The sequence below is a fragment of the Streptomyces sp. NPDC045695 genome (assembly GCF_056432025.1).
Window position 1 is genome coordinate 303451 of record NZ_JBWKJU010000006.1, and the last position, 22916, is coordinate 326366.

The window sequence follows — 22916 nt, forward strand, 5'->3', positions numbered from 1 at the left end:
GACGCTACGCCGGACACCTTCCCACCTGAGCGAGCACAGCAACATGACGTCCACCCCACGGCCACCCAGGCAAGGGCCAACCTTGCGCTTTCATGAGCGTCCATGCCTTGATCAAATAAACGGAGAGTGCTTCTGACCTGCAACGATGGGACTTGTCTAGGGTCCCGTTGGCTGCACGGAAAGAAGCACTCTCCAGGTGAGTAAGCGTATCGGGTTGTACCCGCGTGTCCGCGTCGAGGGCGGCGGCCACGGGGCGGTCTCCCAGGCCGGGGCGGTGCTGCTGGTCGAGACGGTCCGCAAGGTGGGCCTGGACACCTCGATATCGGCGGCACTGGCGCCGTGGCGCAAGCCGCGGACAGTGCACGACCCGGGCAAGGTCCTGCTGGATGTCGCGCTCGCAACAGCGCTGGGTGGCGACTGCCTCGCCGACGTTGCCATGCTGCGGGCCGAGCCCGACGTGTTCGGTCCGGTGGCATCCGACCCCACGGTCTCCCGGCTCATCGACGCCCTCGCCGCAGCCGGACCGTAGGCCCTCACCGCGATCCGCACGGCCCGAGCCGAAGTACGCGCGCGGGTCTGGGAACTGGCCGGGACGAACGGCCCGGCCGCCGACGGCAGCGTGATCGTGGACATCGACGGCGTGCTCGTCCTCACACACTCCGAGAAGCAGGACGCCACCGCAACTTGGAAGAAGACCTTCGGCCATCACCCGCTCGTCGCATTCGTCGACCACGGCCAAGCCGGCTCCGGAGAGCCGGTGGCTGCCCTGCTGCGGCCCGGCAACGCCGGCTCCAACACCGCCGCCGACCACATCGAAACCGCCCAACTCGCCCTGGCCCAACTCCCCAGACACCTGCGGCGGGGACACCAGACGCTGATCCGCACCGACTCCGCCGGCGGCACCCACGCCTTCCTCGACTGGCTCTCCAGGCCAGGCCGGTGGCTGTCGTATTCCGTCGGAATGACCATCACCGACGCCATCCACCAGGCCGTTCTGAAGATCCCGAAGAAGGCGTGGACGCCGGCCTACGACGCGGGCGGCACCGCGCGGCCCGGCGCCTGGGTCGCCGAGATCACCGACATGCCCGACCTGAGCACGTGGCCGAAGGGGATGCGGCTGATCGTCAGAAAGGAACACCCGCATCCCGGCGCCCAATTGCGGTTCACCGACCTCGACGGGCTGCGGCTGACCTGCTTCGCGACCAACACCAAAGGCGGCCAGCTCGCCGACCTTGAACTGCGTCACCGCAGACGGGCACGCTGCGAGGACCGCATCCGAAGCGCCCGCGACACCGGTCTGCGGAATCTGCCCCTGCACGACACCGCGCAGAACCGGATCTGGCTGGAGATCGTCTCCCTCGCACTCGACCTCCTCGCCTGGATGCCCATGCTCGCTCTGACCGGTAAGACCCGCCGCCGCTGGGAACCCAAAAAGCTCCGCCTGCGGCTGTTCTCCGCCGCCGCTCAGTTCGTGAACACCGGCCGCCGCCACTGGCTGCGCTTCACGGCCCGATGGCCCTGGACCGACGTCATCACTCACGCGATCGACAGGCTCCGCATCCTCCCGAACCCCGGCTGACCAGCCACTTCGACCATCAGAACAACCCCCACCACCACACCGGCGAAGTGGAACCCGGCGCCGACCCGACGCGAGAGCCGGGACCCCAGCCTGCTCCAGCCCCGAAAAGACCCACCGCACAGACACAAAGTCCCGTCAGCAAGCTGACGGGGACTCATGCAAGATCGAGGCTAACGCCCGAATCCCGTCACCGGACCGCGATGCCGCGGCTCAGCGTTTGCGAACACAGCGGCTCTGCGATACCACAGTGAGTAGGCCCCCCGTAGAGGTGTGCACCGACAGCAACGATGCAGCAGAACCGTGCCGACGGTGAACCGCGGAGCATGCCACTGCTGAGCCCGAGTCGCGGGCGCCCATCGGGTAGGCGATTCCATCCCGTAATCCGGTGGGAAACCGGTGAGGACCAAGCGTGGGATCGCCTCGCCTGCCGGACGAAGGGCCGCATCCTGACACGCTCCGATGATCCGGTGAATGTGAGGAGCCATGGTCACGACCACCACGGCACCCGAACGCAACACTCTGCAGAGAGCCGCCGGAGCGCCGGCGACGCCGTTACAGGTGAACATCTCGCAGGTGCTCAGCCACGATCTGGTCACCGCGGACACGATCCCGGTCGACACCACCAGCGCATCTCCGGTGGGGGTCTTCGTCAATCCCACAGGCAGTGGCGTACTGGGCAACAACCGGACCGAGGCACTGGCCGTCGTCGCCGTCGAGGACTCGCAGACACCGCAGTTCGCGCACATCGCCGGCGACCCTTCGACGGACACCGGCTGGACGATGCGGACACCGTTCGGCGGGCTCGAAGCGGCCGAGGTCGCCGCCGGGGTCGCCTACCCGGACAGCCCGCAGGCCGCGGTCTTCGGATTTCTCTCCGACGGCGCCACGCTCCACACCAGCCGACTGCAGTCGGACGGCCTCACCTGGAGCGATCCGCAACCGGTCGGCGGTTCGTCGGTGTCCAACCTGCACACCGCCTACACGCCTGCTGGCCGTCTCGTGCTGTACGGGGCAGACCCGGACGGCAACCTGGCCACCTGCTACCAGCCCACGCCCGGCGGCACGTTCACCACGACCGTGTGCACCCTTCCCAGCGGCCTGGCCGGGGACTTCCAGCTCGTCCTGAGCGACGAGTCCAGCTGGACCCTGGTCGCCGACCTCGGTGGCGAACCCATGCTGGTGGTCGGCGTGCTGGGAGACCCCGAGGCCCGCCAGTCCTCGCTGCCGGAGTACCAGGGCACGCTGAAGCAGGTCGTGGTCGGCTTCTGGAGCGCCGCGGTCAACACCGCCGTCTTCGCCCTCGTCGACACCGACGACACCCTGAACCTGTGGGCCCAGTCCCCGTCCGTCACCGTGGTGCAGCCGCTCGCCGGACCCGCCCTGTCCACCGCCTCGGCCGTCGGGCACGTCTCCACCGACGGCACGCTGCACATCTACGTGCAGGACACCTCGCTCAACCTCTGGGTACTCCACCAGGACCCGGAGGTACCGTGGAACGACGACGGCACGCCCAACTGGTCGCCGCCCATCCCCTTGGACAGCGGGATAGCCGGCGTGGCCAGTTCGGGCAGTCCCGCCGACGCACCGAGCCTGTTCGCCATCGACGCGGCCGTCGGGTCGCTGCGGCTGCACATGCAGGATCCGCAGACCCAGATGTGGCGCAGCGGCACGGTGCTGACCTCGTCCCCGAACGCCTACGAGGTCACCCGCTACCGCACCGAGGTCACCGTCATGGACGCCAACGGCGCGCCGGTGCCGCAGTACCCGGTGACCCTCGCGGCGGCGCAGGGCAGTTCGGCGTGCGAGCTGTCCTGTGGGGGCGTCACCGTGACCGTGGGCAGTGACCCGGTGGACCTGACCACCGACGCACTGGGCAAGGTCACCCTCGCCATGCTCACCACGGCCGGACTGGCCGCCCCCAGGTTGTCGCTGGCCGCCGAGGGACTCGCCGAGGCGGCCGTCGTGCAGCCCGGCTCGGGAGTGCTGACCTATCTGTCCGGGCAGGGCACGCTCAATCCGACGAATCCCGGCGGGCCGCTCCCGCAGTTCGACGCCGACGGGGCCACGCTGGCGGCGGCGCAGGTCGACGGTGCGCAACTGGCGCCGGGCGCCACTGGCAGCACAGCCGGGGCCGCGGCGGCGGCCATCCGGAACACCGCCATGAGCGGTCTGGGCACCACGCCCTCCGGGGTGGCGGGATACCGGCTGCAGACCACAAGCCCGGGCGGCGGGGACGCGGGGCCCCGATTCACCATGCTGCACACCCCGGAGGAACTCGCCCGGGCGCTGGCCGAGGAGGGCGGCAGGCCAGGCGGTTTCTGGAACGACATCGAACGGTGGACCGGAGACGTCTGGGAGGGCATCAAGAACGGCCTGATCAAGATCGCCGACGTCGTGGTGAGCGCCATCGACCAGGTCGCCCGGTTCACCCTGCAGATAGGCGAGGAGATCGCCGCGGGCATCACCCTGGCGGTGGCCGGGCTGGAACAGGCCGCGCACTTCATATCCGGCGTGTTCGCCTGGGTGGAGGCCGAGATCGACAAGGTGGTCAAGTGGCTCCGGGCACTGTTCGACTTCGGTGCCATCTGGCGCAGCAAGCTGGCGATCGAGAGCGCCATGAGTCAGATACCGTCCCTGGTGAAGCAGTTCACGGCGCACTACCAGAGCGCCGCCGACACATGGTTCGCCGAACAGAAGGAGGCGGTCGCGCAGGCGTTCGGCGCCGCCAAGGGCGCCGCGGGCCAGACGCCGTACGGCCAACTCCCTGCCTACCAGCAGCCGCCCCCGAGCACCACCACCGTCGTCGCGGGCGGAGCCACACCGGCCGACTTCTCCCAGAACGTCCATCACAACTGGCTCCAGGACAAAGTCGGGGCCCAGGCCCCTGATGACCCCGGCGTGGCCGCCTATCAGCCCGCGCAGGGCCCGTGGCAAGCCTTCGCAACGCAACTGTCGGACGCTCAGGGTGACTTCACCGGCGCGATGGCGGACCTCGCTGGCGCGCTGGAGACCCTGATCGAGCATCCGGAGCAGTTCGCCGGCCAAGGGATCGGCGACCTGCTGGCCGCGGTCGAGGGACTCGCCTTCACCGGGCTGGACCTCGCCGACGCGACGGCGGACGCCTTCGCCGGCCTCTGCGACGCCGCGATGGACGGGCTGAGCGATTTGCTCTCCCAGGAGCTGCGCTGGGGCCCGCTCAACACGCTGTGGCAGTGGATGGCCAAGGCCGCCGGGTACCCCGAGGACGGGCAGCTGACCGTCGGGGCGCTGACCGCGCTGCTCGCGGCGTTCCCCACGACCGTGCTGTACAAGCTGATCGAGGGCGTGGACACCGAACCCTTCCCGAGCGGCACCTTCTCCCCGGACGGCATCCTCGCCGGCACCGTGCCCCAGAGCTACCAGATCGCCGGGGGAATCCTCCAGGCCCTCTTCTTCCTCCCGTCCCTGGAGGCCGATCTGCTGGGACCCGACACCCCCTGGTGGCTCGGCCTGATCAGGATGACCTGGGCCGGCGCGATCTGGGCACTGTTCAACGGGCTGCCGTTCACCCAGATGTTGGAAGGCGGGGCGATCGCACTCGTCGCGCTGGTCCTCGTCATGCGGGCGGTGCCCATGGCCACGATCCAGCTGCTCCAGAAAGAGGTCGGGCCCAACGCCAGGGACATCGGTGCGGTCGTGATGACCCTGGTCGGCCTCGGGCGGCTGTGCGTCGGCGCGTACCAGATCCTCGAGGACGACCTCGACAGCGAGCAGATCGCCATCGTGGACCTCCTGCCGTTGCCCGGCATCTTCTCGTTCCTGAATTTCAGCGCCATTCGCAACAGTGCGATCGGACCGTACTGCGTGACCGCGAAATGCCTCATCGACTACGTGGGATACGTGGGCGGCGGATCACTAGAGATCCTGGAAGCGACGGGACCATGACTCAGACGGCGAAGCGGAAAGCTGCACGGCCGCGGCAACCCGGCCCGCGGGGCGACGGCGGGCAACCCGATCTGCTGGGCTGGGACGCGGTGTGCGCCATGAACGCGGTGCAGATCTCGGCCGTGTTCCGTCAGCAGTACCTCGCGGAGGGGCCGACGAGCCCCGTACGCCCGATCCGGGTGGCGTTCCCCGACGGCGACGACCTCATGGTCGTCGACACCGTCCTTGGGCCGCCGGACTTCTCCTTCTCCGACGACGGCGACGAGCCGCAGTGCGAGTTGTCGATGTTCCTGGTGACGGGCAGGGTCCTGCGCGTCGACCCCGCCGCAGGAGTGGTGCGCAACGTCCTGCCGCTCGAACCGAGATCCTCGTGGCTGAACGGCCCCGTCACGCTCACCGGCATGCAGGGCACCGTCGACGACTCACTCGGCCGAGTGGGGATCGACCTCGGCGCGGCCGCCTTCCAGCCCGTCATCGGTGGGATCGATCCCGAATCCGAAGTGCTCACCGAGATGAGTTCCGCCCTGCAGACCTACTTCAGGACCCAGAGCACCAGCTACCCCCTCGGCGAGATCCAGAAGGGCCCGGACGGGCTGTCCGGCTGCCTGGCACCGTCCGAGTTCGACTTCGTCGTCCAGCAGAACCCCGACCTGCCCGGCGACGGCGCCGTCCTGCTGCTCATCAGGACCACTGGCAGCGGCGGAACCGTCGGCCCCCTGTCCCCCTACCCCCTTCCCGAGGGCGACACCGCTGCGCTACTGGTGTCAGGAGACCTCCTGTTCACCTCGTTGATCGCCCCCACCCTCACCCAGGAATTCAAGAACATCGGCACGACGTTCACCGCCGAGCAGCAGAGCGACGGCAGCTACCGGATCAACGGCTCGGGAGGCACCCTGGACCTGGGCGGCTTCCCGAATCCCTGGCCCGGCCAGCCCGACATCCCCTACACCTCGAACGACAGCGCCGACTACGACGACGTCACCCTCCAGCCGGCAACCTTCACCCTGGTCAGCGACGGCACCGATCTCGTGTCGACCTTCACCTGCTCGTTCGAGCAGTACTTCTCCATGGCCCTGAACCCCCCGGCCCCGCCGAACGGGGACCCGGCCGAAGAGGTCGGCAAGATCGTGCCCGGATTCTCGGTCAACCACTGCGACCTCGACGGGACGGTCACGACGTCATACACCGCGAATGCCGACCCCACCACCGGCATCGTGAGCTTCGTCGGGCAGACCAAGTGCACGCTGGCGCCGGACAACACGGGAAGCGGGTGGAGCAGCTTCTGGAGCGGCACCACGGACTTCCTGCCCGACGACATCCAGAGTTCCCTGGGGTCGGCCCTGCAGTCCGTCCTCCAGCAGGTGACCCTGCCCGACGTCGGCACCTTCGCCCTGCAGAACCTTCTCTTCCCCTCCGAGCAGGTCCTGCAGCTCACGGCCGTGGCCGTCCCCGGTGACCTGACCCTGACCGGCCAGGTGGAGTCCGTCCTCACCGTCAGCCCGCCCACCGTCACCCTCACCCCGACCGGGCAGCAGCAGTTCGGCGCCACCGTCGCCGGATCGACCACCGCGGTCGACTGGGAGGTCCAGCCACCGCTCGGCGCGCTCGACCCGACCGGCTTGTACCAGGCACCCGACAGCGTGCAGCAGCCCGGCGTGGTGATCGTAACCGCGATCGACCAGGCGGACGGCTCTCGGGTGGGGCGCGCCATGGTGCTGCTGGCCCCGGCGCCGCCCTCATCAGACCGGATCGTCACGCCGACGGCGCTGACCCTCACCGCCGGACAGGGCTACGACTTCGTGGTCGTGGACTCCGACGGCAATCCGGTGGATGGCGCGGTCTGCACGCTCTCCCCGTCGGGCGTGGGCACCCTGGAGCAGGGCTGGGGCACCGGCCAGTGGATCTACACCGCGCCGGATTCCGTGACGCAGTCCCAGACGGTGACCATCAGCCCCGGCCCGTCCGGCGTGGCGGCGACCGTGCAGCTCGCCACCACGACGACCGTCACGGTCACGGCGTCAAGCACGACGGTGAGCGCCGGCGGCACCGTGACCCTCACCGCGGCCTCCGACGATCTCGACCGCTTCTCCTGGTGCGTCTACCCCACCGGCATGGGCACGGTCGCCTTCACCGAAGGCACCACCACGGCCGTCTACACCGCACCGGCGACCGTCCAGGACGACCAGTCGGTCACCCTCCTGGCCTGGGGATCGGACAACGCGGTCGGCTGCGGTTGGTGCAGACTGACCCTAACCTCCAGCTGAGTCCGGCGCCGGCTGCAAAGCGTTCAGCCGCCCAGGGCTGCTGGCTGCGACGGGCTAGCCTCGCGCTTTCACGAAAGCGGGCTGTCCGGCAGGGTGATCGGCTAAGCAGAAAGTGCCTCTGACCTGCGAGAATGAGGACTGTCTAGGCCCTTCTTCTCGCGCCCGTCGGAGGCACCTTCCAGGTGAGTAAGCGTATCGGGTCGTACCCGCGTGTGCGGGTGTCGGTGGCGGCAGCGGGGTGGTCTCCCAGGCCGGCGGGGTCGTGCTGGTGGAAACAGCGCGCCGCACGGGCCTGGCCGCCGGGCTGTCGGCGGCGCTCGCGCCGTGGCGCAAGCCCAGCGCGGTGCACGACCCGGGCAAGATCCTGCTGACCTCGCGCTCGCCGTGGCGCTGGGCGGTGACTGCCTGGCGGACATCGGCCTGCTGCGATCGGAGCCCGGCGTGTTCGGACCGGTGGCCTCGGATCCGACGGTCTCCCGACTGGTCGACGCTCTTGCCGCAGCCGACCCCCGCGCACTGGCGGCGATCCGGCGGGCACGGGCCGAAGTCCGCGAGCGGGTCTGGCGGTTGGCCGGCCAGGACGCACCGGACGCGGACGGCCACGTGGTCGTGGACATCGACGGCGTCCTGGTCCTGGCCCACTGCGAGAAGCAGGGCGCCGCCGCGACCTGGAAGAGGACGTTCGGCCACCATCCGCTGTTCGCGTTCGTCGACCACGGCCGTGAAGGGTCCGGAGAGCCGGTCGCCGGCCTGCTGCGACCGGGAAGCGCGGGCAGCAACACCGCCGCCGACCACATCGCCGCCGCCCGGCTGGCGCTGGCCCATCTGCCGAAGAAGCACCGGCGCGGTCGGCGGACCCTCATCCGCACCGACTCCGGCGGCGGCACCCATGATTTCCTCAACTGGCTGACAGCGCACGGCCGGTGGCTGTCCTATTCGATCGGGATGACCATCACGGAGGCAATCCACCAGGCCGTGCTGCTGGTGCCGGCCTCGGCTTGGACGCCCGCCGTCGAACCGGACGGCCAGGTCCGCGACGGCGCCTGGGTCGCCGAGCTCGGCGGCGACGTCCTCAAGGGCTGGCCGAGAGGCACGCGGCTGATCGTGCGCAAAGAACGCCCGCACCCCGAGCGCAGTTGCGCTTCACCGACGTCGACGGGATGCGGCTGACCTGCTTCGCCACCAGCACCACCACCGTCCCGATCGCCGCCCTGGAGCTGCGGCACCGCCAGCGCGCCCGCGCCGAGGACCGCATCCGCGCCGCCCGCGACACCGGCCTGCGCAACCTCCCCCTGCACGACGCCTCCCAGAACCAGGTCTGGCTGGAGATCGTCCAGCTCGCCCTCGACCTGCTCGCCTGGATGCCCATGCTCGCCCTGGACGGGCCCGCCCGCCGCTGGGAGCCCAAACGCCTGCGGATGCGGCTGTTCTCCGCCGCCGCCCAACTGGTGACCACCGGCCGCCGCCGCTGGCTCCGCCTGGCCCGCCACTGGCCCTGGACCGGGACGATCACCACCGCGTTCGAGCGCCTCCAAGCACTGCCGAACCTCGGCTGACCAGCAACAACGCCCTGTCCCGACGAGCCATCCTGCATCCGGAGCAGTGGAACCCGGTGCCACCCGACGCGACAGCCGGGCCGCAGGCATACCCGCCACCGGTCGGAAAAGCCGAAACGGCCCGCCGGATGAACCAACGGACCGTCACGAAAGATCGAGGCTAGTAAGGCCCGTTGACGTTGTCGATGGAGCCGTAACGGGCCGCCGCGTAGTTGCACGCGGCGGTGATGTTCGCGACCGGGTCGTACGAGTCCAGCGAAGTGCCGGGCACGTGATAGGTCTTGAACGTCGGGTCGATGACCTGGAGCAGACCCTTCGAAGGGATGCCGTTGCGGGCGTTGATGTCCCAGTTGTTGATCGCGAGGGGATTGCCCGAGGACTCCCGCATCACATTGCGGTGAATTCCGTTGTAGCTTCCGGGAATTCCGTGCTTGGCCATCACGGCGAGGGACTCGCGGATCCAGCCGTCGAGATTGTTCGCGTACAGGGTGGGACGGGCCGCGGACCGGCTCGCGCGGGCGGTCTCGGGCTGGGTGCCCAGCTTCAGTTTGATGCCGGGCCGGATGATCGACGGGTTGTCGCCGATGACGCTTCGGTTCGCCGCGTAGAGCTTCTTCCAGCCGCCGCTCACGGAATGCTCCGCGGCGATCTCGGAAAGGGTGTCGCCGGCGACCACGGAATAGGTCGCTGCAGCGGCGGTGCCGGCTGCGGGGGCTGCGGTCTGAGCCGTGGGAACGGTGGTCGTCTGGACCGCCCCGGCGGTGGTCGCGCTGATCAGGGGGAGGGTGAGGGCCGCGCCACCAGTACCGGCCAGGGCCAGCTTGCGGGTGATCGGGTGGTGCTTGGGCCGACGGTGCTTACCCTTTGCGGGCATGGCGGAATTCCTCACGTGGGGGGACGGGAGAGCCCGGGTGGCGGCCGGATTCGGCTACGTGTCACCAGGAACGAGGTGACCGTAGGCGAGGCCGCCGGGCGGGAACAAGACCCGAATTCCACCGGTAGATCGTCTTCCCCCGATAAGCCCGGGAAATGACCTTGAGGACGTGTCCGCGCAATAGCCGATTCCCTTTCCGTGAAAAGGGAATCGGCTCTGCGAAGGAAATGATGTTGGCGTATCCGGAGTGACTCACATCACGAATCCGCGGCCCCGCGGCCAATACGGGCAAGTCCGCTCTCCGTAGGGCTCATTCGGGCGACTCGCCTGTAGGCGGCAAATCGCCCATCAGGGACGGTTTCCGGCGTGCGGGCCTCAGATCGGCAGCTCCGCCAGGCGCTCCAGGGTCGCCGCCACCGCCTTCGCCGAGGCCGGCAGCAGGGGAAGCCGTACGCCGGGGCTCGGGATGCGCCCCTGCGCGTGCAGCACCCCCTTGACGACCGCCGGATTCGGCTCGGCGAAGGCCGCCGCCGACATCCGGGCCAGCGCGTGACCCAGGGGCCGGGCCCGCGCCACGTCGCCCGCCCGCCAGGCCACGACGAGCTCCGCGAACCGGGCCGTCGCCAGGTGCGCCGACGCCAGGATCCCGCCCGTCGCGCCCAGCGCCAGGAGCGCGGACGCGTACGCGTCGTCGCCCGCCAGCACCTCGAAACCGTCCGGTAGATCGCCCAGGAGCGCGACCGTGTCCTCGCCGATGCCGCCGCCCGCGTACTTCATCCCGGCCACCCCCGGGAGCGCCCCGAGCGCCCGCAGGGCGGCCGCGTCCAGCGGCTGTCCGGTGCGGTACGGAATGTGATACACGATCAGCGGTACCGGGCTCACCTCGGCCAGCCGCTCGAAATGCGCCAACACGCCCGCGGCCGAAGGCCGTACGAACGAGGGAACGGTCACCAGCGCCGCCCGCGCCTGCGGCCACCGGGTCAGCCGGGCCAGCGAGGCCTCCGCGGCCCGGGTGCCGTTCGCCCCCGCGCCGACGGTCAGCAGCGCACCCCGTTCCCCGCAGACCCGGGCGCACACGTCGGTGACGAGGTCGCGCTCCGCCTCGTCGAGGCCTGCCGCCTCGCCGGTGGTGCCGAGGGCGACGATCCCGGTGGCGCCCGCGTCGAGCACCTCGTGGGCGAGCGCCTCCAGGGCCTCGGCGGCGATGTCCCCGGTGGGGGTGAAGGGGGTGACGAGCGGTACGTGGATCCCGCCGAGCGGGAGGAATTCTGCGATGTCCTGTGCCCTGTGCTGTGCGATGTCCTGTGCCATGCCACGAGCCTCACCCGTCCCGAGGATCAAATCCAGTTCGCGTTTCTTACGCGACCCGTAAGCTGAGCCGATGCTCGATGTACGGCGCCTGCGCCTGCTGCGCGAACTCGCCCGCCGCGGAACCATCGCCGCCGTGGCCGAGGCGCTCGCCTTCAGCCCTTCGGCGGTCTCCCAGCAACTCGGCGTCCTGGAACGGGAAGCCGGCCTGCCCCTGCTGGAGCGCACCGGCCGCGGGGTGCGGCTGACCCCGGCCGGGCAGCACCTGGTCGGGCACGCGGAGGCGGTCCTGGAGCGGCTGGAACAGGCGGAAGCGGACCTCGCCGAGGCCCGCGGCGGCCTGGCGGGAGCCCTGCGGATCGGCGCCTTCCCCACCGCCACACGGGCCATAGTCCCGGCCGCCCTGGTCGCCCTCGCCCGGCGGCACCCGGGGCTGGAGCCGATGGTCTCGGAGACCGACCCGGCCGCGGTGGCGCACGCCCTGCGGGCCGGCGACCTGGACGTGGCCCTGGTGCACGCGTACGACTTCGTTCCCGCCGCCCAGGAGCCGGGACTCGTCACCGAGCCGCTGTACGGCGAGGCGATGTACCTGGCCGCGCCCGCCGGGCAAGCGCCGGAGCCGTCGCCGGGACCCGATTCGTCCCCAGGACCCGAGCCGTCCCCGGGATCCGAGCCGTCCCCGGGATCCGAGCCGTCCCCGGGATCCGAGCCGTCCCCGGAGCCCGACCAAGGCGCGGTCCTGCGGACCCACGCGGATGCGCCGTGGATCACCGCCACCTCGGGCACCCTCTGCCACGCCATGACGGTACGGGCCTGCCAGGCCGCCGGTTTCACGCCCCGGATCCGCCACCAGGTGGACGAGTTCGCCACCGTGCTCGCGCTGGTCGCGGCGGGCCAGGGCGTGGCCGTCGTACCGCAGCTCGGCGTCCACGGCGCCGCCGGTCCGGCCGTGCACCTCACCCGGCTCCTCATGCAGCGCCGCACCAACCTCGCCTTCCGCAGCGGGGCCGGCGCGCACCCGGCCGTGGCCGCCTTCGGCGCGGCCCTCCGGGACGCCGTACCACCGGAGCTGGCCGGGGGCGCGGCCCGGGACCGGCCGGGGGAGCTCGCGCGCCGGGCGTGACACAACTCCCCTGCCGGGCGCCGTCCGTGTACGTTCGGAGATCCAGGCCGAATCGAGCAGAGCGGGGTACGACGTGACGCATCGCGTACGAGGGGTCATCGCCCGGAGCAAGGGCGCACCGGTGGAGACGACGACGATCCTCGTGCCCGACCCGGGACCCGGCGAGGCGCTCGTCAGGGTCCAGGCCTGCGGGGTCTGCCACACCGACCTGCACTACCGCGAGGGCGGCATCAACGACGCGTTCCCCTTCCTGCTCGGCCACGAGGCCGCCGGGATCGTCGAATCGGTCGGCCCGGACGTCACGTCGGTGACCCCCGGCGACTTCGTGGTCCTCAACTGGCGTGCGGTCTGCGGCACGTGCCGGGCCTGCAAGCGCGGACGGCCCTGGTACTGCTTCGCCACGCACAACGCCATCCAGTCCATGACCCTGGAGGACGGCACCCCGCTCTCCCCGGCGCTCGGGATCGGAGCCTTCGCCGAGAAGACCCTGGTCGCCGCCGGCCAGTGCACCAAGGTGGACCCGGCCGCCGCCCCCGCCGCGGCCGGACTGCTCGGATGCGGAGTGATGGCGGGCCTGGGCGCGGCCCTGAACACCGGCGACGTCGGGCGGGGCGACAGCGTCGCCGTCATCGGCTGCGGGGGAGTGGGCAACGCGGCCGTGGCCGGGGCCAGGCTGGCGGGCGCCTCGAAGATCATCGCGGTGGACCTGGACGACCGGAAGCTGGAGTGGGCCCGGGGCCTGGGCGCCACCCACACCGTCAACGGCCGCACCCAGGACGTGGTCAAGGCCATCCAGGACCTGACCGGAGGCAACGGCGCCGACGTGGTCATCGAGGCCGTCGGTCGCCCCGAGACCTACCTTCAGGCCTTCTACGCCCGCGACCTCGCGGGCACCGTGGTCCTGGTCGGCGTGCCGACGCCCGAGATGAAGCTCGAACTCCCGCTCCTGGACGTCTTCGGACGCGGCGGCGCCCTGAAGTCCTCCTGGTACGGGGACTGTCTGCCCGAGCGTGACTTCCCGCTGCTCATCGACCTCTACCTGCAGGGCCGGCTCGACCTGGACGCCTTCGTCTCCGAGACCATCCCGCTCGACGGGGTCGAGGAGGCCTTCGCCCGGATGGAACGCGGCGAGGTGCTCCGCTCGGTCGTCGAGTTCTGACAGGAAGGCAAAGGCGCCCCCTAGTGACAGCGCCTAGACTCGGGCGGACCACCACACCCGCGCCCCGCCGTCACCCGGCCGGGGCGCGGGCCTGTCCGTACCTCGTACCCCAGGGGGCCGCCCGTGACCACCGCCCGCAGCTACCGCCAGCCCGGCACGGTCCTCACCGACCACCGGTTCTCCGTCGCCCTGGACCACGCGCGGCCGGACGGGGAGCGGATCGAGCTGTACGGCCGCGAGGTCGTCGCCTCGGACAAGGATCCGGAGAAGCTGCCGTGGCTGCTGTACCTGGAGGGCGGTCCGGGCAACGGCGCCCGCCGGTTCATCGGCAGGCAGGCCTGGCTGGAGCGGGCCCTCACCGAGTACCGGGTCCTGCTGCTCGACCAGCGCGGCACCGGTCGCTCCACTCCGCTGAACCGGCAGACCCTGCCCCTGCTCGGCACCCCCCGGCAACAGGCCGAACACCTGGCCCACTTCCGCGCCGACTCCATCGTGCGCGACGCCGAGGCCATCCGCCCCGGCCTGACCGGCGGCGCCCCCTGGACCGTGCTCGGCCAGAGCTTCGGCGGGTTCTGCACCACCACCTACCTGTCCACGGCGCCCGAGGGCCTCAGCGCCGCGCTGATCACCGGTGGCCTTCCGTCCCTGACCGCCACCGCCGACGAGGTGTACGAGGCCGCGTACCCCCGCATCGAGCGCAAGAACCGGGCCCACTACGCCCGTTACCCGATGGACGTCGAGCGCGCCCGCGACATCGCCGCCCACCTCATGGAGCAGCCGGCCGAACTCCCCGGCGGACACCGCCTGACCGTCGAGGCCTTCCAGTCCCTCGGCATCCTCCTCGGCGTGGGAGACGGCAGCCACCAGCTGCACTACCTGCTGGAGGACGCCTTCGTCCCGACCGCCGCCGGCCCGGCCCTGTCCGACGCCTTCCTGGAGGGCGTCCGCTCGCTGCTCTCCTTCGCCGGGCACCCCCTGTACGCGCTGATCCACGAGTCGATCTACGCCCAGGACCCGGCCACGCCCACCGCGTGGGCCGCCGAGCGGGTCCGCGCCGGCCACCCGGGCTTCGACGCCGCCAAGTCCCTCGCGGGCGACGAACCGCTGCTCTTCACCGGCGAGACCATCCACCCCTGGCACTTCACCACCGACCCCAGCCTCGCCCCGCTCCGCGAGACCGCCGAGCACCTCGCCGCCCGTACCGGCTGGCAGCCGCTCTACGACCCGGCGCGCCTGGCGGCCAACGAGGTGCCGGTGGCCGCCGCCGTCTACCACGACGACATGTACGTGGACACGGCGGACTCGCTGCGCACGGCCCGGGCCGTCCGCGGCCTGCGGACCTGGGTGACCGACGAGTTCGAGCACGACGGCGTCCGCGCGGGCGGCACCCGGGTCCTGGACCGGCTGCTCTCCCTCGTGCGCGACGAAGCGTAGGCGTCCGCGCTGGTCACGGCCGTGCCGGGGCTCCGGATAAACGTTTCTGCGGAAGTCGATCACGCGGTTAGGGTCGGTCCGTACCCCGACGACACCGACCGATGTGTGGAGCGTGCATGCTGAGAACGATTTCGAGGGCCGTCTCACTGGCCCTGGCCGGCGGACTGGCCGGCGGGCTGGCCGTGACCGGCGTGGTGGCAGGGGCGGCGCCGGCCGCCGCCGCGCCCGCCGTCAGCGCCGCGGGGGCGGGGGAGACCTCCGTCGGCGCGCAGGCCTGGACGCGCGTGTCCAAGCAGAGCCCGAACCGCTCCTTCTGGAACGCCGCCGGCGACCTGCGCGTCGGCGACGAGGGCGGCGCCCAGGGGCTCTCCCGCTCCTACCTCCGGCTGGACACCACCGCGCTCAAGGGCGCCACGGTCGACCGGGCGACCTTCCGGATCACCAACACGGGGGCGGCGTCCTGCACGGCCCGGCCGGTCGAGCTGTGGAGCGTCGGCGCCGTCTCGGACCGGACCACCTGGAAGAGCCAGCCCGCCAAGGGCGTCCGGCTGGCCTCCGTGACGGCGGCCAAGGGGCCCGAGGGCTGCGCCGCGGGCGCGCTGGAGTTCGACGCGACCGCGCTGGTCAAGGACGCGGCGGCCAGGAAACTGGGGTCCGTCAGCGTGGGCCTGTTCGCCGCGGACGAGTCCGATGCCTCGGCCTGGAAGCGCTTCGCCCCGGCGAGCGCGACGCTGGAGACCACCGTGAGCCGCCCCGTGCCGCCGGTGATCAGCTCGGTCGAGTTCCCCGACGCCTCGAACGGCGTTCCCGAGAACACCGGCAAGGCCCGTACCCCGGGCACCTTCACCTTCGGCACCGGCGGCGCCACCAACCTGGAGAAGATCGTCTACTGGTCGGACTTCGACGCCCGTCAGGTCACCGTGGCTCCCGGCGCCTCGGCCGTGATCACGCCCTACGGCTCCGGTCCCCACACGATCTTCGCCTACAGCGTCGACACCGCCGGATACCGTTCCGACCAGGCGACTTACCGCTTCTGGGCGCTCGGTAACGGAGGGGTCCGCGACGCCGCCGGGGACCTCAACGGCGACGGCGTGCGGGACCTGTGGACCCTGGACCCGAACGGCAGGCTCCGCTTCTCGGCCGGCCGGGCGGACGGCACCTTCGGCGCACCCGTCGACGGCGGAGCGTCCTTCGCCCCGGGAACCCGGATCACCGCGAGCGGGGACTGGGGCGAGGACGGCTACAACGACCTGCTGGTGCTCGAATACAACGACGTGCTCAAGGCCAAGCAGCTCAAGGTCCTCCCCAGCAACGGGCTCGGCAGCGTCCGTCCGCAGGACGCCATGATACTGAGCGTCTTCTGCCCGGTCGCGGACCCGGACGCCGGCTGCGTCAAGGACGACCCGGCGTGGACGGGCGACGACCACTGGTTCGACGCCGAGGACATCACCGACGCCGGTGACTTCAACGGCGACGGCGAGCCCGACCTGCTGGTGAAGCAGGGCACGAAGCTCTGGGCGTACCCCGGCAGCCGCTCCGGCTACCTGGACATCACCGCCAGCCCGGTCCTCGTCGGCGACGGCGGCTGGGACACGGTCTCGGTGCTCGTGCCGGGTGACACGGACGGCGACGGCACCACCGACCTGTGGGTGCGCGACGACGCCTCGGGCGACCTGTTCTCCGTGAAGGGGGCCAAGGACGCCGCCGGGAACCTCGACCCCAGGAGCTGGGGCACGACGCAGCGCGTGAAGATCGGCTCGGGCTTCGGCCGGACGGCCTACCCGACGCTGGTCTCGGCGGGCGACTTCGAGCGCGACGGCCTGGCCGACCTGGCCGCCGTCGGCGCCGACGGCAAGGCCGTCTGGTTCCGGTCGACCGCCACCGGGGTCGACGCGACTCCCCGGCCCGTCGGCTGATCCTGGGCCAACTCACGGGACCGGCGCCCCCGCCCGGGGGCGCCGGTCCCGCCGCCGCGTCCCGTCGCGGCTCCACCGGGCTCCAGTCCAGCGGGTCCTCGTCTGTGACTGATTCCCCAACGTGAGGGCGTCGGGAACGTGGTGGAGCCCGGGAAAGTGATCCCGGCGCTCGTGGCTGCGGCGGGTGGGATCCTGAACGGATGCACGAGACATCCGCTGTTCTGGCGACCGCCCGGTGGCCGCTGACCACGGCTGGGGAGACTGATTGGCTGCGGGACCTGGCCGACGATGACGGGCTCACCGGCTTCATGCCGCCGGCACTGCCCGACGCCGTCTGGGTGCTCCACTCCATGTACGAACACGAACTCGGTCCCACCGACATGTCCTACGTCGCGTATCAACGAGCCGTGCTGAATGGCGGCGGGCCCGAGATCATCCCGGGCCTCGACCCCGCGGACGTGTTCGAGGGGACGCCGGGCGAGCCCCGCGGCCCCCGTTGGCGCCGGCTGCGCTGGGCGGAGCTCTCGCGGCGGACCGGTGATCCAGTGGCGCCCGAGGGTCAGCTGCCCTGCTACCGCTCGTTCCCCTCGCTCCGGGAGCCGGGGGGCTGGCCTGTCGGCATCGACGCGCCGTCCGAGGGCAGGCTGGACCGGACCGACTGGAACCGCCTGGTCGACATCCTCACCGAGCACAGCCCGCAGGGTGCTGAGACCCGCTGCCTGGCCTACTACAACCCGCTGTTGCAGAGGGCTGAGGACTTCGACGACCTGCACGTCCGGGCCGGCACGCTCGCGGATGCCAAGGCGCTGTACGACCACCCGGAGGAGGACGGTTGGACCCCGTCCAACCTCTGGGCCCAGGACCGGTCCTGGGTCCTCTGCACGGATTACGACCTCTGGGCCACCAAGGTGGCGGGCCCTGCCCCGCTCGTCGAGGCCCTCCTGAACGACACGGAAATCGAGGCCCTCCGACTGCCCTGAGCCCCGGCGGCTCGATCGCCGGGCGGCCGGGCCGCGAGCTGCGCACCGGACGAGCACGCCACCGCGGGCGGGCTCGGCCTTGCACCGAGCCCGCCGCTCCGACTCCACCCGTTCCTGATCGCTCGCTGTGACGCTCACCCGGTTCGGCGTACGTCGTTGCCCGCGAACGTCAGGAACACCGGAGCCGGACCTGCGCCTAGCGCTGCCGTGTCAGTACCCCCGGTCGGTACGGCAGGAGGCCGTAGTCCATGCCGTCGGTGCTGGGGTCGCGCCCCTGGTAGAGGAACTGCAGGTTGCAGGGGTCAATGGTCTTGGTCTGGTCGGGGTTGGTGCGAACCAGATCGCCGTGGCTGATGTCGTTGGTCCAGGTCGCACCGCTGTTGGCCTTGCCGGCGAAGGGGTTGCTCAGGGTGTCGGCCTGCGGTGTCCAGGTGCCGCCGAGGCTGGTGGCCGTGAACGAGCGGAAGTAGCGACCGCTCCCTGTGTAATTCTGGGCCTCGACGATCATGAGGTACTGGTTCTGACCCTGGACCTTGTAGACCTCAACCGCCTCGAACAGGTTGAGCGGCGTGTCACTCATGATCTTCGTGGACGACGAACCGAAGCTGCCCGGGAAGTTGCCGATGGGCATGCTGGACCGGTAGATGCCGCCTTCGTCGTCGGCGAAGAACATGTACATGTTCGTGTCGTCGCCGATGAGGGTCACGTCGAGGGGGCCACCCTTCGGGAGGGTGCCCGTGAACAGCTCGTGCTGCGCGGACCAGCCGTTGGGGTTGGTGGGGTCGCTCGAGGTGCGGTAGGAGAAGGTGGAGGGCCAACCCCCGTTGTAGGCGAGCACCCAGAGGTTCTTCGGGGCGAAGTAGAACAGCGTCGGCGCGAAGCCGTCGAAGGGCATCGTGTTCTGGGTGGCGGTGGCCATGTCGGACCAGTTCGTGAAGGGGCTGAAGCTCATCAGTCCCCAGCGCCCGTCGTTACCGGCGAGGGTGTTGTGCGACGTGGCGTAGACGATGTGCTTGCCGTTGTAGACGACGCTGGTGAAGTCCTTGAGCGAGGCCCACCCCGACTTCGGCTGCGCCAGCGGGCCGGTCGATGTCCAGCGGTACGTCGACGGGAGAGCGCACGTGCCGTTGCCCACGTCGGCGACGGGGACGAGTTGCCACTGCTGGTTGCCGCCACCCCAGTCGGCGTACTGGACGATCTTGCCGCCGTCGGCGGTGGAGGCGCCCTGGACCTCAAGGGCCTTGCTGCTGTGGCGGTTCAGGAGGCGGACGTAGCCGTCGGCGGAGTCGGCGAGGCGGAACTGCTGGTTGGTCGCGTTGAGGTCGCTCCACTGGACGACGTCGGCGCCGTCGGCCGAGGACCAGCCGTAGTCGTCCAGGACCTTGCCAGAGTTACGGTTCTGCAGCCGGTAGTAGCCGCTGCCGGAGTCCAGGAAGCGCCACTGCTGGGCTTCGTTGTTGGACCGGGTCCACTGGACGACGGGCGAACCGTCGGCGGTGGCGAAGTTGTAGTCGTCCAGCGCCTTGCCGCTGTTGCGGTTCACCAGCACGTACCACTTGCCGGAGTCGACCGAGGCCGCTGAGGCCGCCGACGGGTTCACCATGGCCAGGAAGCCGGCCACGAAGACCATCGAGAGCAGGGCGGCCACCCGTGGCCGCCATCCTGGCCGTTTTGCGGTTCGTTGAGCTGTACCGAGAGCGTTCATCTGCACCCTCCTGGGGGCGACTTGGGCAGGGGTCGGTCCTTCTCGGTGCGTGCGGACCGGGCACGGCGCGTCCGAGGCGGCGGCAAGACGTGACCCCTGCGGGGCGGGGGCACCGGATCTCCGGCGCATTGTTAGCGCTAACAACTTGAAAGTCGAACATCCGGCGTGCTGCAGGGAGAAGACCATGGGGCGTGAGGGGTCGTCAAGTGCCATGTCGCAACCCGTTCCGCTACTGAGGCATCATCAGAAACTCGTCGTGTGAGCGTCGTTGACGCGATTGATGTGAGCGCTCACACTCTTCGACGCGGGCCGCGGTGGCGAGCCGGACGGGCCGGGCGAGGCCCCGGATCGGCTTGTCGATGAACGGTCGTGGCCGCGGCCGCGCTCCAGGCATCGGCAGCGGGCCGTTGGGGAAGCTGAAAGGTGCTCTCGCGGCGTGGTGCGGTGCCGGACACCGCAGGCCGGGCGGGACTCTGACGACAGGGCCTAGGGTTTGACGCATGACCGAACAACGTGATCAGCAGCCTCCGCTGCCTGCGATGCCCACCGACTGGAAGCGCGCCCTCGCGGTCGTGGCCCACCCCGACGACCTGGAGTACGGGGCCGCCGCCGCCATCGCGGACTGGACGGACGGTGGCCGCGAGGTCGTGTACCTCCTCGCCACGCGGGGCGAGGCCGGCATCGACACCATCGCACCCGCCGACTGCGCCCCCCTGCGCGAGGCGGAGCAGCGCGCGAGCGCGGCCGTCGTCGGCGTGTCCCGGGTGGAGTTCCTCGACCACCGCGACGGCGTCGTCGAGTACGGGCTGGACCTGCGCCGGGACATCGCCGCGGCGATCCGCCGCCACCGCCCCGAACTGGTCATCACGATGAACCACCGCGACACGTGGGGCGGAGCGGAGGGCGGCGGCTTCTGGAACACCCCCGACCACAAGGCCGTCGGCCGCGCCACGCTGGACGCGGCCGGCGACGCGGGCAACCGGTGGATCTTCCCCGAGCTCCTCTCCGAGCAGGGTCTGGAACCGTGGAACGGGGTGCGCTGGGTCGCGGTCACCGGTACGACCACCCCGACGCACGCGGCCGACGCCGGCCCGGGCATGGAGCGGGCGGTGAAGTCCCTCATGGAGCACAAGGCGTACATCGAGGTGCTGACGGACCAGGACCCCGAACAGTACGTGCGCGGCTTCCTCACCGGGCACGCCGAGCACGCGGCGGCCCGTTTCGGCGGCCGCCCGGCGGTGCTGTTCGAGGTCTTCCCCCGTTGAGCCGCCACCCCTAGTCTGACGGTTCGTCAGATTGCGGCAGGGGGTGCGGAGCACGGTGATCGACACCATCTCCACGGAGATCGCGGAGGGTGAGGAGCGGATCCGTCTGGAGGTCGCGGACGGCATCGCGGTCCTCACCCTCTGCCGCCCCGACCAGCTCAACGGCTGGAGCTGGGAGTCCACCCGCCAGCTGGGGCTGCTCGCGGACCGCATCCGCTTCGACCCCTCCGTGCGGGTGGTGCTGCTGCGGGCCGAGGGCCGGGCCTTCTGCGCGGGCATCGACGTGACCGCCCCCGGCGGCTCCATCGCGGGCCGGTCCGCCGCCGAGCGCACCCGCAACTACTACGAGGGCATCCGCTGGGTCCACGAGCGGTTCGCGGTCCTCGCCGGGCTCGCGCAGCCGGTGGTGGCCGCGGTCCAGGGCTACTGCCTGGGCTTCGGCTTCGAGCTGGCGCTGATGGCCGATGTCCGCGTGGCGGCGCAGGACGCCGTCTTCGCCCTGCCTGAGGCGCAGTTGGGCGTGGCGGTGGACGCGGGCGGCGACCTGCGGATAGCGCGGGAGGCGGGCGCGGGCTGGGCCAAGTACCTGGCCCTGACGGGCCGCCGTATCGACGCGGCGACGGCGCAGCGCCTGAATCTCGTCCAACTGGTCTTTCCCGTAGAGGAGTTGGAGGCCGCCGCCCGCTCACTGGCCGGGGAGATCGCCGCGAACGCCCCGCTCGCCGTCCAGGGCATCAAGCGGGCGGTCGACTCCTACGCCGACGCCGCCCTCCCCGCGGCCCTGGACCGCGTCGCGATGACCGCCGCCCTCACCCTCACCTCGGAGGACGTCCGCGAGGGCTACGGGGCCAAGGCGGCCCGCCGGCCCCCGCACTTCACCGGAGGATGAGGGTCACGGAACCGCAGGATGGCGGTCACGCGCCGAACCGGCCCCGCCCCAGCTGCTCCCGGACCGTGACGGTCAGCGGGGCGACCACGGACCGGCGCTGCCAGTTCGCCCCGTCGACCACCAGCGTGTGCCCGGTGACGAACCGGGCGTAGGGCGAGGCCAGGAAGGTGGCGGCCCAGCCCACTTCCCGCGGCGCGCCCACCCGCAGGGCGGGCTGCCGGTCGTCCGTGGCGGCGGGTGCGGCGTGCTCCAGGCCGCCCCGGACGTCCTCGGTCATGTCGGCGTGCGGGAACAGCCCGGGGACGAGCCCGTTGATCTGGATGCCGTACGGGCCCCACTCGACGGCGAGCGTCTCCACCAGGTTCTTCGTGCCCGCCTTGGCGGCGGCGCTGTGGGCGAAGCCCGGCCCGCCCGTCCAGGCGTACGAGGCGCCGATGTTCACGATGGACCCGGGGGTGTCCGCGGCGAGGTGGCGGCGGCCGAACTCTCGGGTCACGAACCAGGTGCCCGTCAGGGTGATGTCCACGACCGCCCGCCAGGCGTTCGGCGACAGGTCCTCGGCCGGGCAGGGGAAATTGGCGGCCGCGTTGTTGACCAGCACGTCCGGCAGCCCGAGCACGGCCTCGGCCGCGTCGAAGAGCTCCGCGACCCCCTCGGGGTCCCGGATGTCGCAGACCGCGTACGTGACACGGCCCGCTCCGGGCACGGCCGCCAGCTCCCCGCACGCCGCCTTCAGCTGCTCGGGCCGCCGGCTCGCGATCACCACATCGGCGCCGAGCCGCGCGAACTCGGTGGCGATGGCCTTGCCCAGCCCGGTGCCGCCGCCGGTCACGAGGACCACCTGCCCGGCGTAGGTGCCGGGAGGCAGGGCGGCGGCGCCGAGGGGCGGCGGCGCGGGCAGGCCGCGCAGGGGGGTCTCCATGCGCCCATCGATAGCGTG

The 22916-nt window shown here is 71.2% G+C and carries 13 protein-coding genes and 2 pseudogenes; 11 read left to right on the forward strand and 4 right to left on the reverse strand.

Annotated features, from left to right (window positions below; all coding sequences use genetic code 11):
* Positions 1-196: 196 nt before the first annotated feature.
* The 4 genes and pseudogenes from AC07DU_RS14145 (at position 197) to AC07DU_RS14160 (ending at position 9323) form a co-directional block, all read left to right on the forward strand.
* Positions 197-1579 (forward strand): annotated as a pseudogene (locus AC07DU_RS14145) (IS1380 family transposase).
* Between the two features lie 558 nt (positions 1580-2137).
* On the forward strand, positions 2138-5503 hold the full coding sequence (locus tag AC07DU_RS14150; RefSeq protein ID WP_479111529.1) for a PLL family lectin: 3366 nt from the start codon (positions 2138-2140) through the stop codon (positions 5501-5503).
* Between the two features lie 98 nt (positions 5504-5601).
* The gene (locus tag AC07DU_RS14155) at positions 5602-7767 is read left to right on the forward strand and encodes a hypothetical protein (protein WP_479111531.1); all 2166 of its coding nucleotides are present in this window, start codon (positions 5602-5604) and stop codon (positions 7765-7767) included.
* Between the two features lie 182 nt (positions 7768-7949).
* A pseudogene (locus AC07DU_RS14160) lies at positions 7950-9323 on the forward strand (IS1380 family transposase).
* A 160-nt stretch (positions 9324-9483) separates the two neighbouring features.
* On the opposite strand, the gene AC07DU_RS14165 reads toward AC07DU_RS14160, so the two are convergent.
* Positions 9484-10197: a LysM peptidoglycan-binding domain-containing protein gene (locus AC07DU_RS14165; protein ID WP_479037267.1), complete on the reverse strand. Its 714-nt coding sequence runs from the start codon at positions 10195-10197 to the stop codon at positions 9484-9486.
* Positions 10198-10572: 375 nt separating this feature from the next.
* Positions 10573-11508, reverse strand: coding sequence for a dihydrodipicolinate synthase family protein (locus AC07DU_RS14170; protein WP_479111533.1), 936 nt, complete (start codon positions 11506-11508; stop codon positions 10573-10575).
* Positions 11509-11578: 70 nt separating this feature from the next.
* On the opposite strand from AC07DU_RS14170, the gene AC07DU_RS14175 reads away from it, so the two are divergent.
* From AC07DU_RS14175 to AC07DU_RS14195, 5 genes are all read left to right on the forward strand, one after another.
* The gene (locus tag AC07DU_RS14175) at positions 11579-12628 is read left to right on the forward strand and encodes a LysR family transcriptional regulator (RefSeq protein ID WP_479111535.1); all 1050 of its coding nucleotides are present in this window, start codon (positions 11579-11581) and stop codon (positions 12626-12628) included.
* 73 nt (positions 12629-12701) lie between these two features.
* Positions 12702-13787 (forward strand): S-(hydroxymethyl)mycothiol dehydrogenase, encoded by a 1086-nt coding sequence (locus AC07DU_RS14180; RefSeq protein ID WP_479037259.1) that lies wholly within the window; start codon positions 12702-12704, stop codon positions 13785-13787.
* A 123-nt stretch (positions 13788-13910) separates the two neighbouring features.
* Positions 13911-15221: an alpha/beta fold hydrolase gene (locus AC07DU_RS14185; protein ID WP_479037256.1), complete on the forward strand. Its 1311-nt coding sequence runs from the start codon at positions 13911-13913 to the stop codon at positions 15219-15221.
* A 116-nt stretch (positions 15222-15337) separates the two neighbouring features.
* Positions 15338-17137 carry a DNRLRE domain-containing protein gene (locus tag AC07DU_RS14190; protein WP_479111537.1) on the forward strand — a complete coding sequence of 600 codons (1800 nt, stop codon included), beginning with the start codon at positions 15338-15340 and terminating at the stop codon, positions 17135-17137.
* 200 nt (positions 17138-17337) lie between these two features.
* A complete protein-coding gene (locus AC07DU_RS14195) occupies positions 17338-18117 on the forward strand; it encodes a hypothetical protein (RefSeq protein ID WP_479111539.1) in 780 nt (259 codons plus the stop codon).
* 196 nt (positions 18118-18313) lie between these two features.
* On the opposite strand, the gene AC07DU_RS14200 is transcribed toward AC07DU_RS14195, so the two are convergent.
* On the reverse strand, positions 18314-19822 hold the full coding sequence (locus tag AC07DU_RS14200) for a non-reducing end alpha-L-arabinofuranosidase family hydrolase (protein ID WP_479111541.1): 1509 nt from the start codon (positions 19820-19822) through the stop codon (positions 18314-18316).
* Positions 19823-20322: 500 nt separating this feature from the next.
* On the opposite strand from AC07DU_RS14200, the gene AC07DU_RS14205 reads away from it, so the two are divergent.
* Both AC07DU_RS14205 and AC07DU_RS14210 read left to right on the forward strand, forming a co-directional pair.
* On the forward strand, positions 20323-21087 hold the full coding sequence (locus tag AC07DU_RS14205) for a PIG-L deacetylase family protein (protein WP_479111543.1): 765 nt from the start codon (positions 20323-20325) through the stop codon (positions 21085-21087).
* 55 nt (positions 21088-21142) lie between these two features.
* Positions 21143-21976 carry an enoyl-CoA hydratase/isomerase family protein gene (locus tag AC07DU_RS14210; protein ID WP_479111545.1) on the forward strand — a complete coding sequence of 278 codons (834 nt, stop codon included), beginning with the start codon at positions 21143-21145 and terminating at the stop codon, positions 21974-21976.
* Positions 21977-22001: 25 nt separating this feature from the next.
* On the opposite strand, the gene AC07DU_RS14215 is transcribed toward AC07DU_RS14210, so the two are convergent.
* The gene (locus AC07DU_RS14215; RefSeq protein ID WP_479111547.1) at positions 22002-22898 is read right to left on the reverse strand and encodes an SDR family oxidoreductase; all 897 of its coding nucleotides are present in this window, start codon (positions 22896-22898) and stop codon (positions 22002-22004) included.
* Positions 22899-22916: the final 18 nt, after the last annotated feature.

Bases quoted from the DNA above. Each gene is read 5' to 3' on its own strand.
- AC07DU_RS14175 (WP_479111535.1), top strand. From the start codon at position 11,579: ATGCTCGATGTACGGCGCCTGCGCCTGCTGCGCGAACTCGCCCGCCGC.
- AC07DU_RS14215 (WP_479111547.1), bottom strand. From the start codon at position 22,898: ATGGAGACCCCCCTGCGCGGCCTGCCCGCGCCGCCGCCCCTCGGCGCC.
- AC07DU_RS14190 (WP_479111537.1), top strand. From the start codon at position 15,338: ATGCTGAGAACGATTTCGAGGGCCGTCTCACTGGCCCTGGCCGGCGGA.
- AC07DU_RS14165 (WP_479037267.1), bottom strand. From the start codon at position 10,197: ATGCCCGCAAAGGGTAAGCACCGTCGGCCCAAGCACCACCCGATCACC.
- AC07DU_RS14170 (WP_479111533.1), bottom strand. From the start codon at position 11,508: ATGGCACAGGACATCGCACAGCACAGGGCACAGGACATCGCAGAATTC.
- AC07DU_RS14200 (WP_479111541.1), bottom strand. From the start codon at position 19,822: ATGAACGCTCTCGGTACAGCTCAACGAACCGCAAAACGGCCAGGATGG.
- AC07DU_RS14205 (WP_479111543.1), top strand. From the start codon at position 20,323: ATGACCGAACAACGTGATCAGCAGCCTCCGCTGCCTGCGATGCCCACC.
- AC07DU_RS14195 (WP_479111539.1), top strand. From the start codon at position 17,338: ATGCACGAGACATCCGCTGTTCTGGCGACCGCCCGGTGGCCGCTGACC.
- AC07DU_RS14155 (WP_479111531.1), top strand. From the start codon at position 5,602: ATGAACGCGGTGCAGATCTCGGCCGTGTTCCGTCAGCAGTACCTCGCG.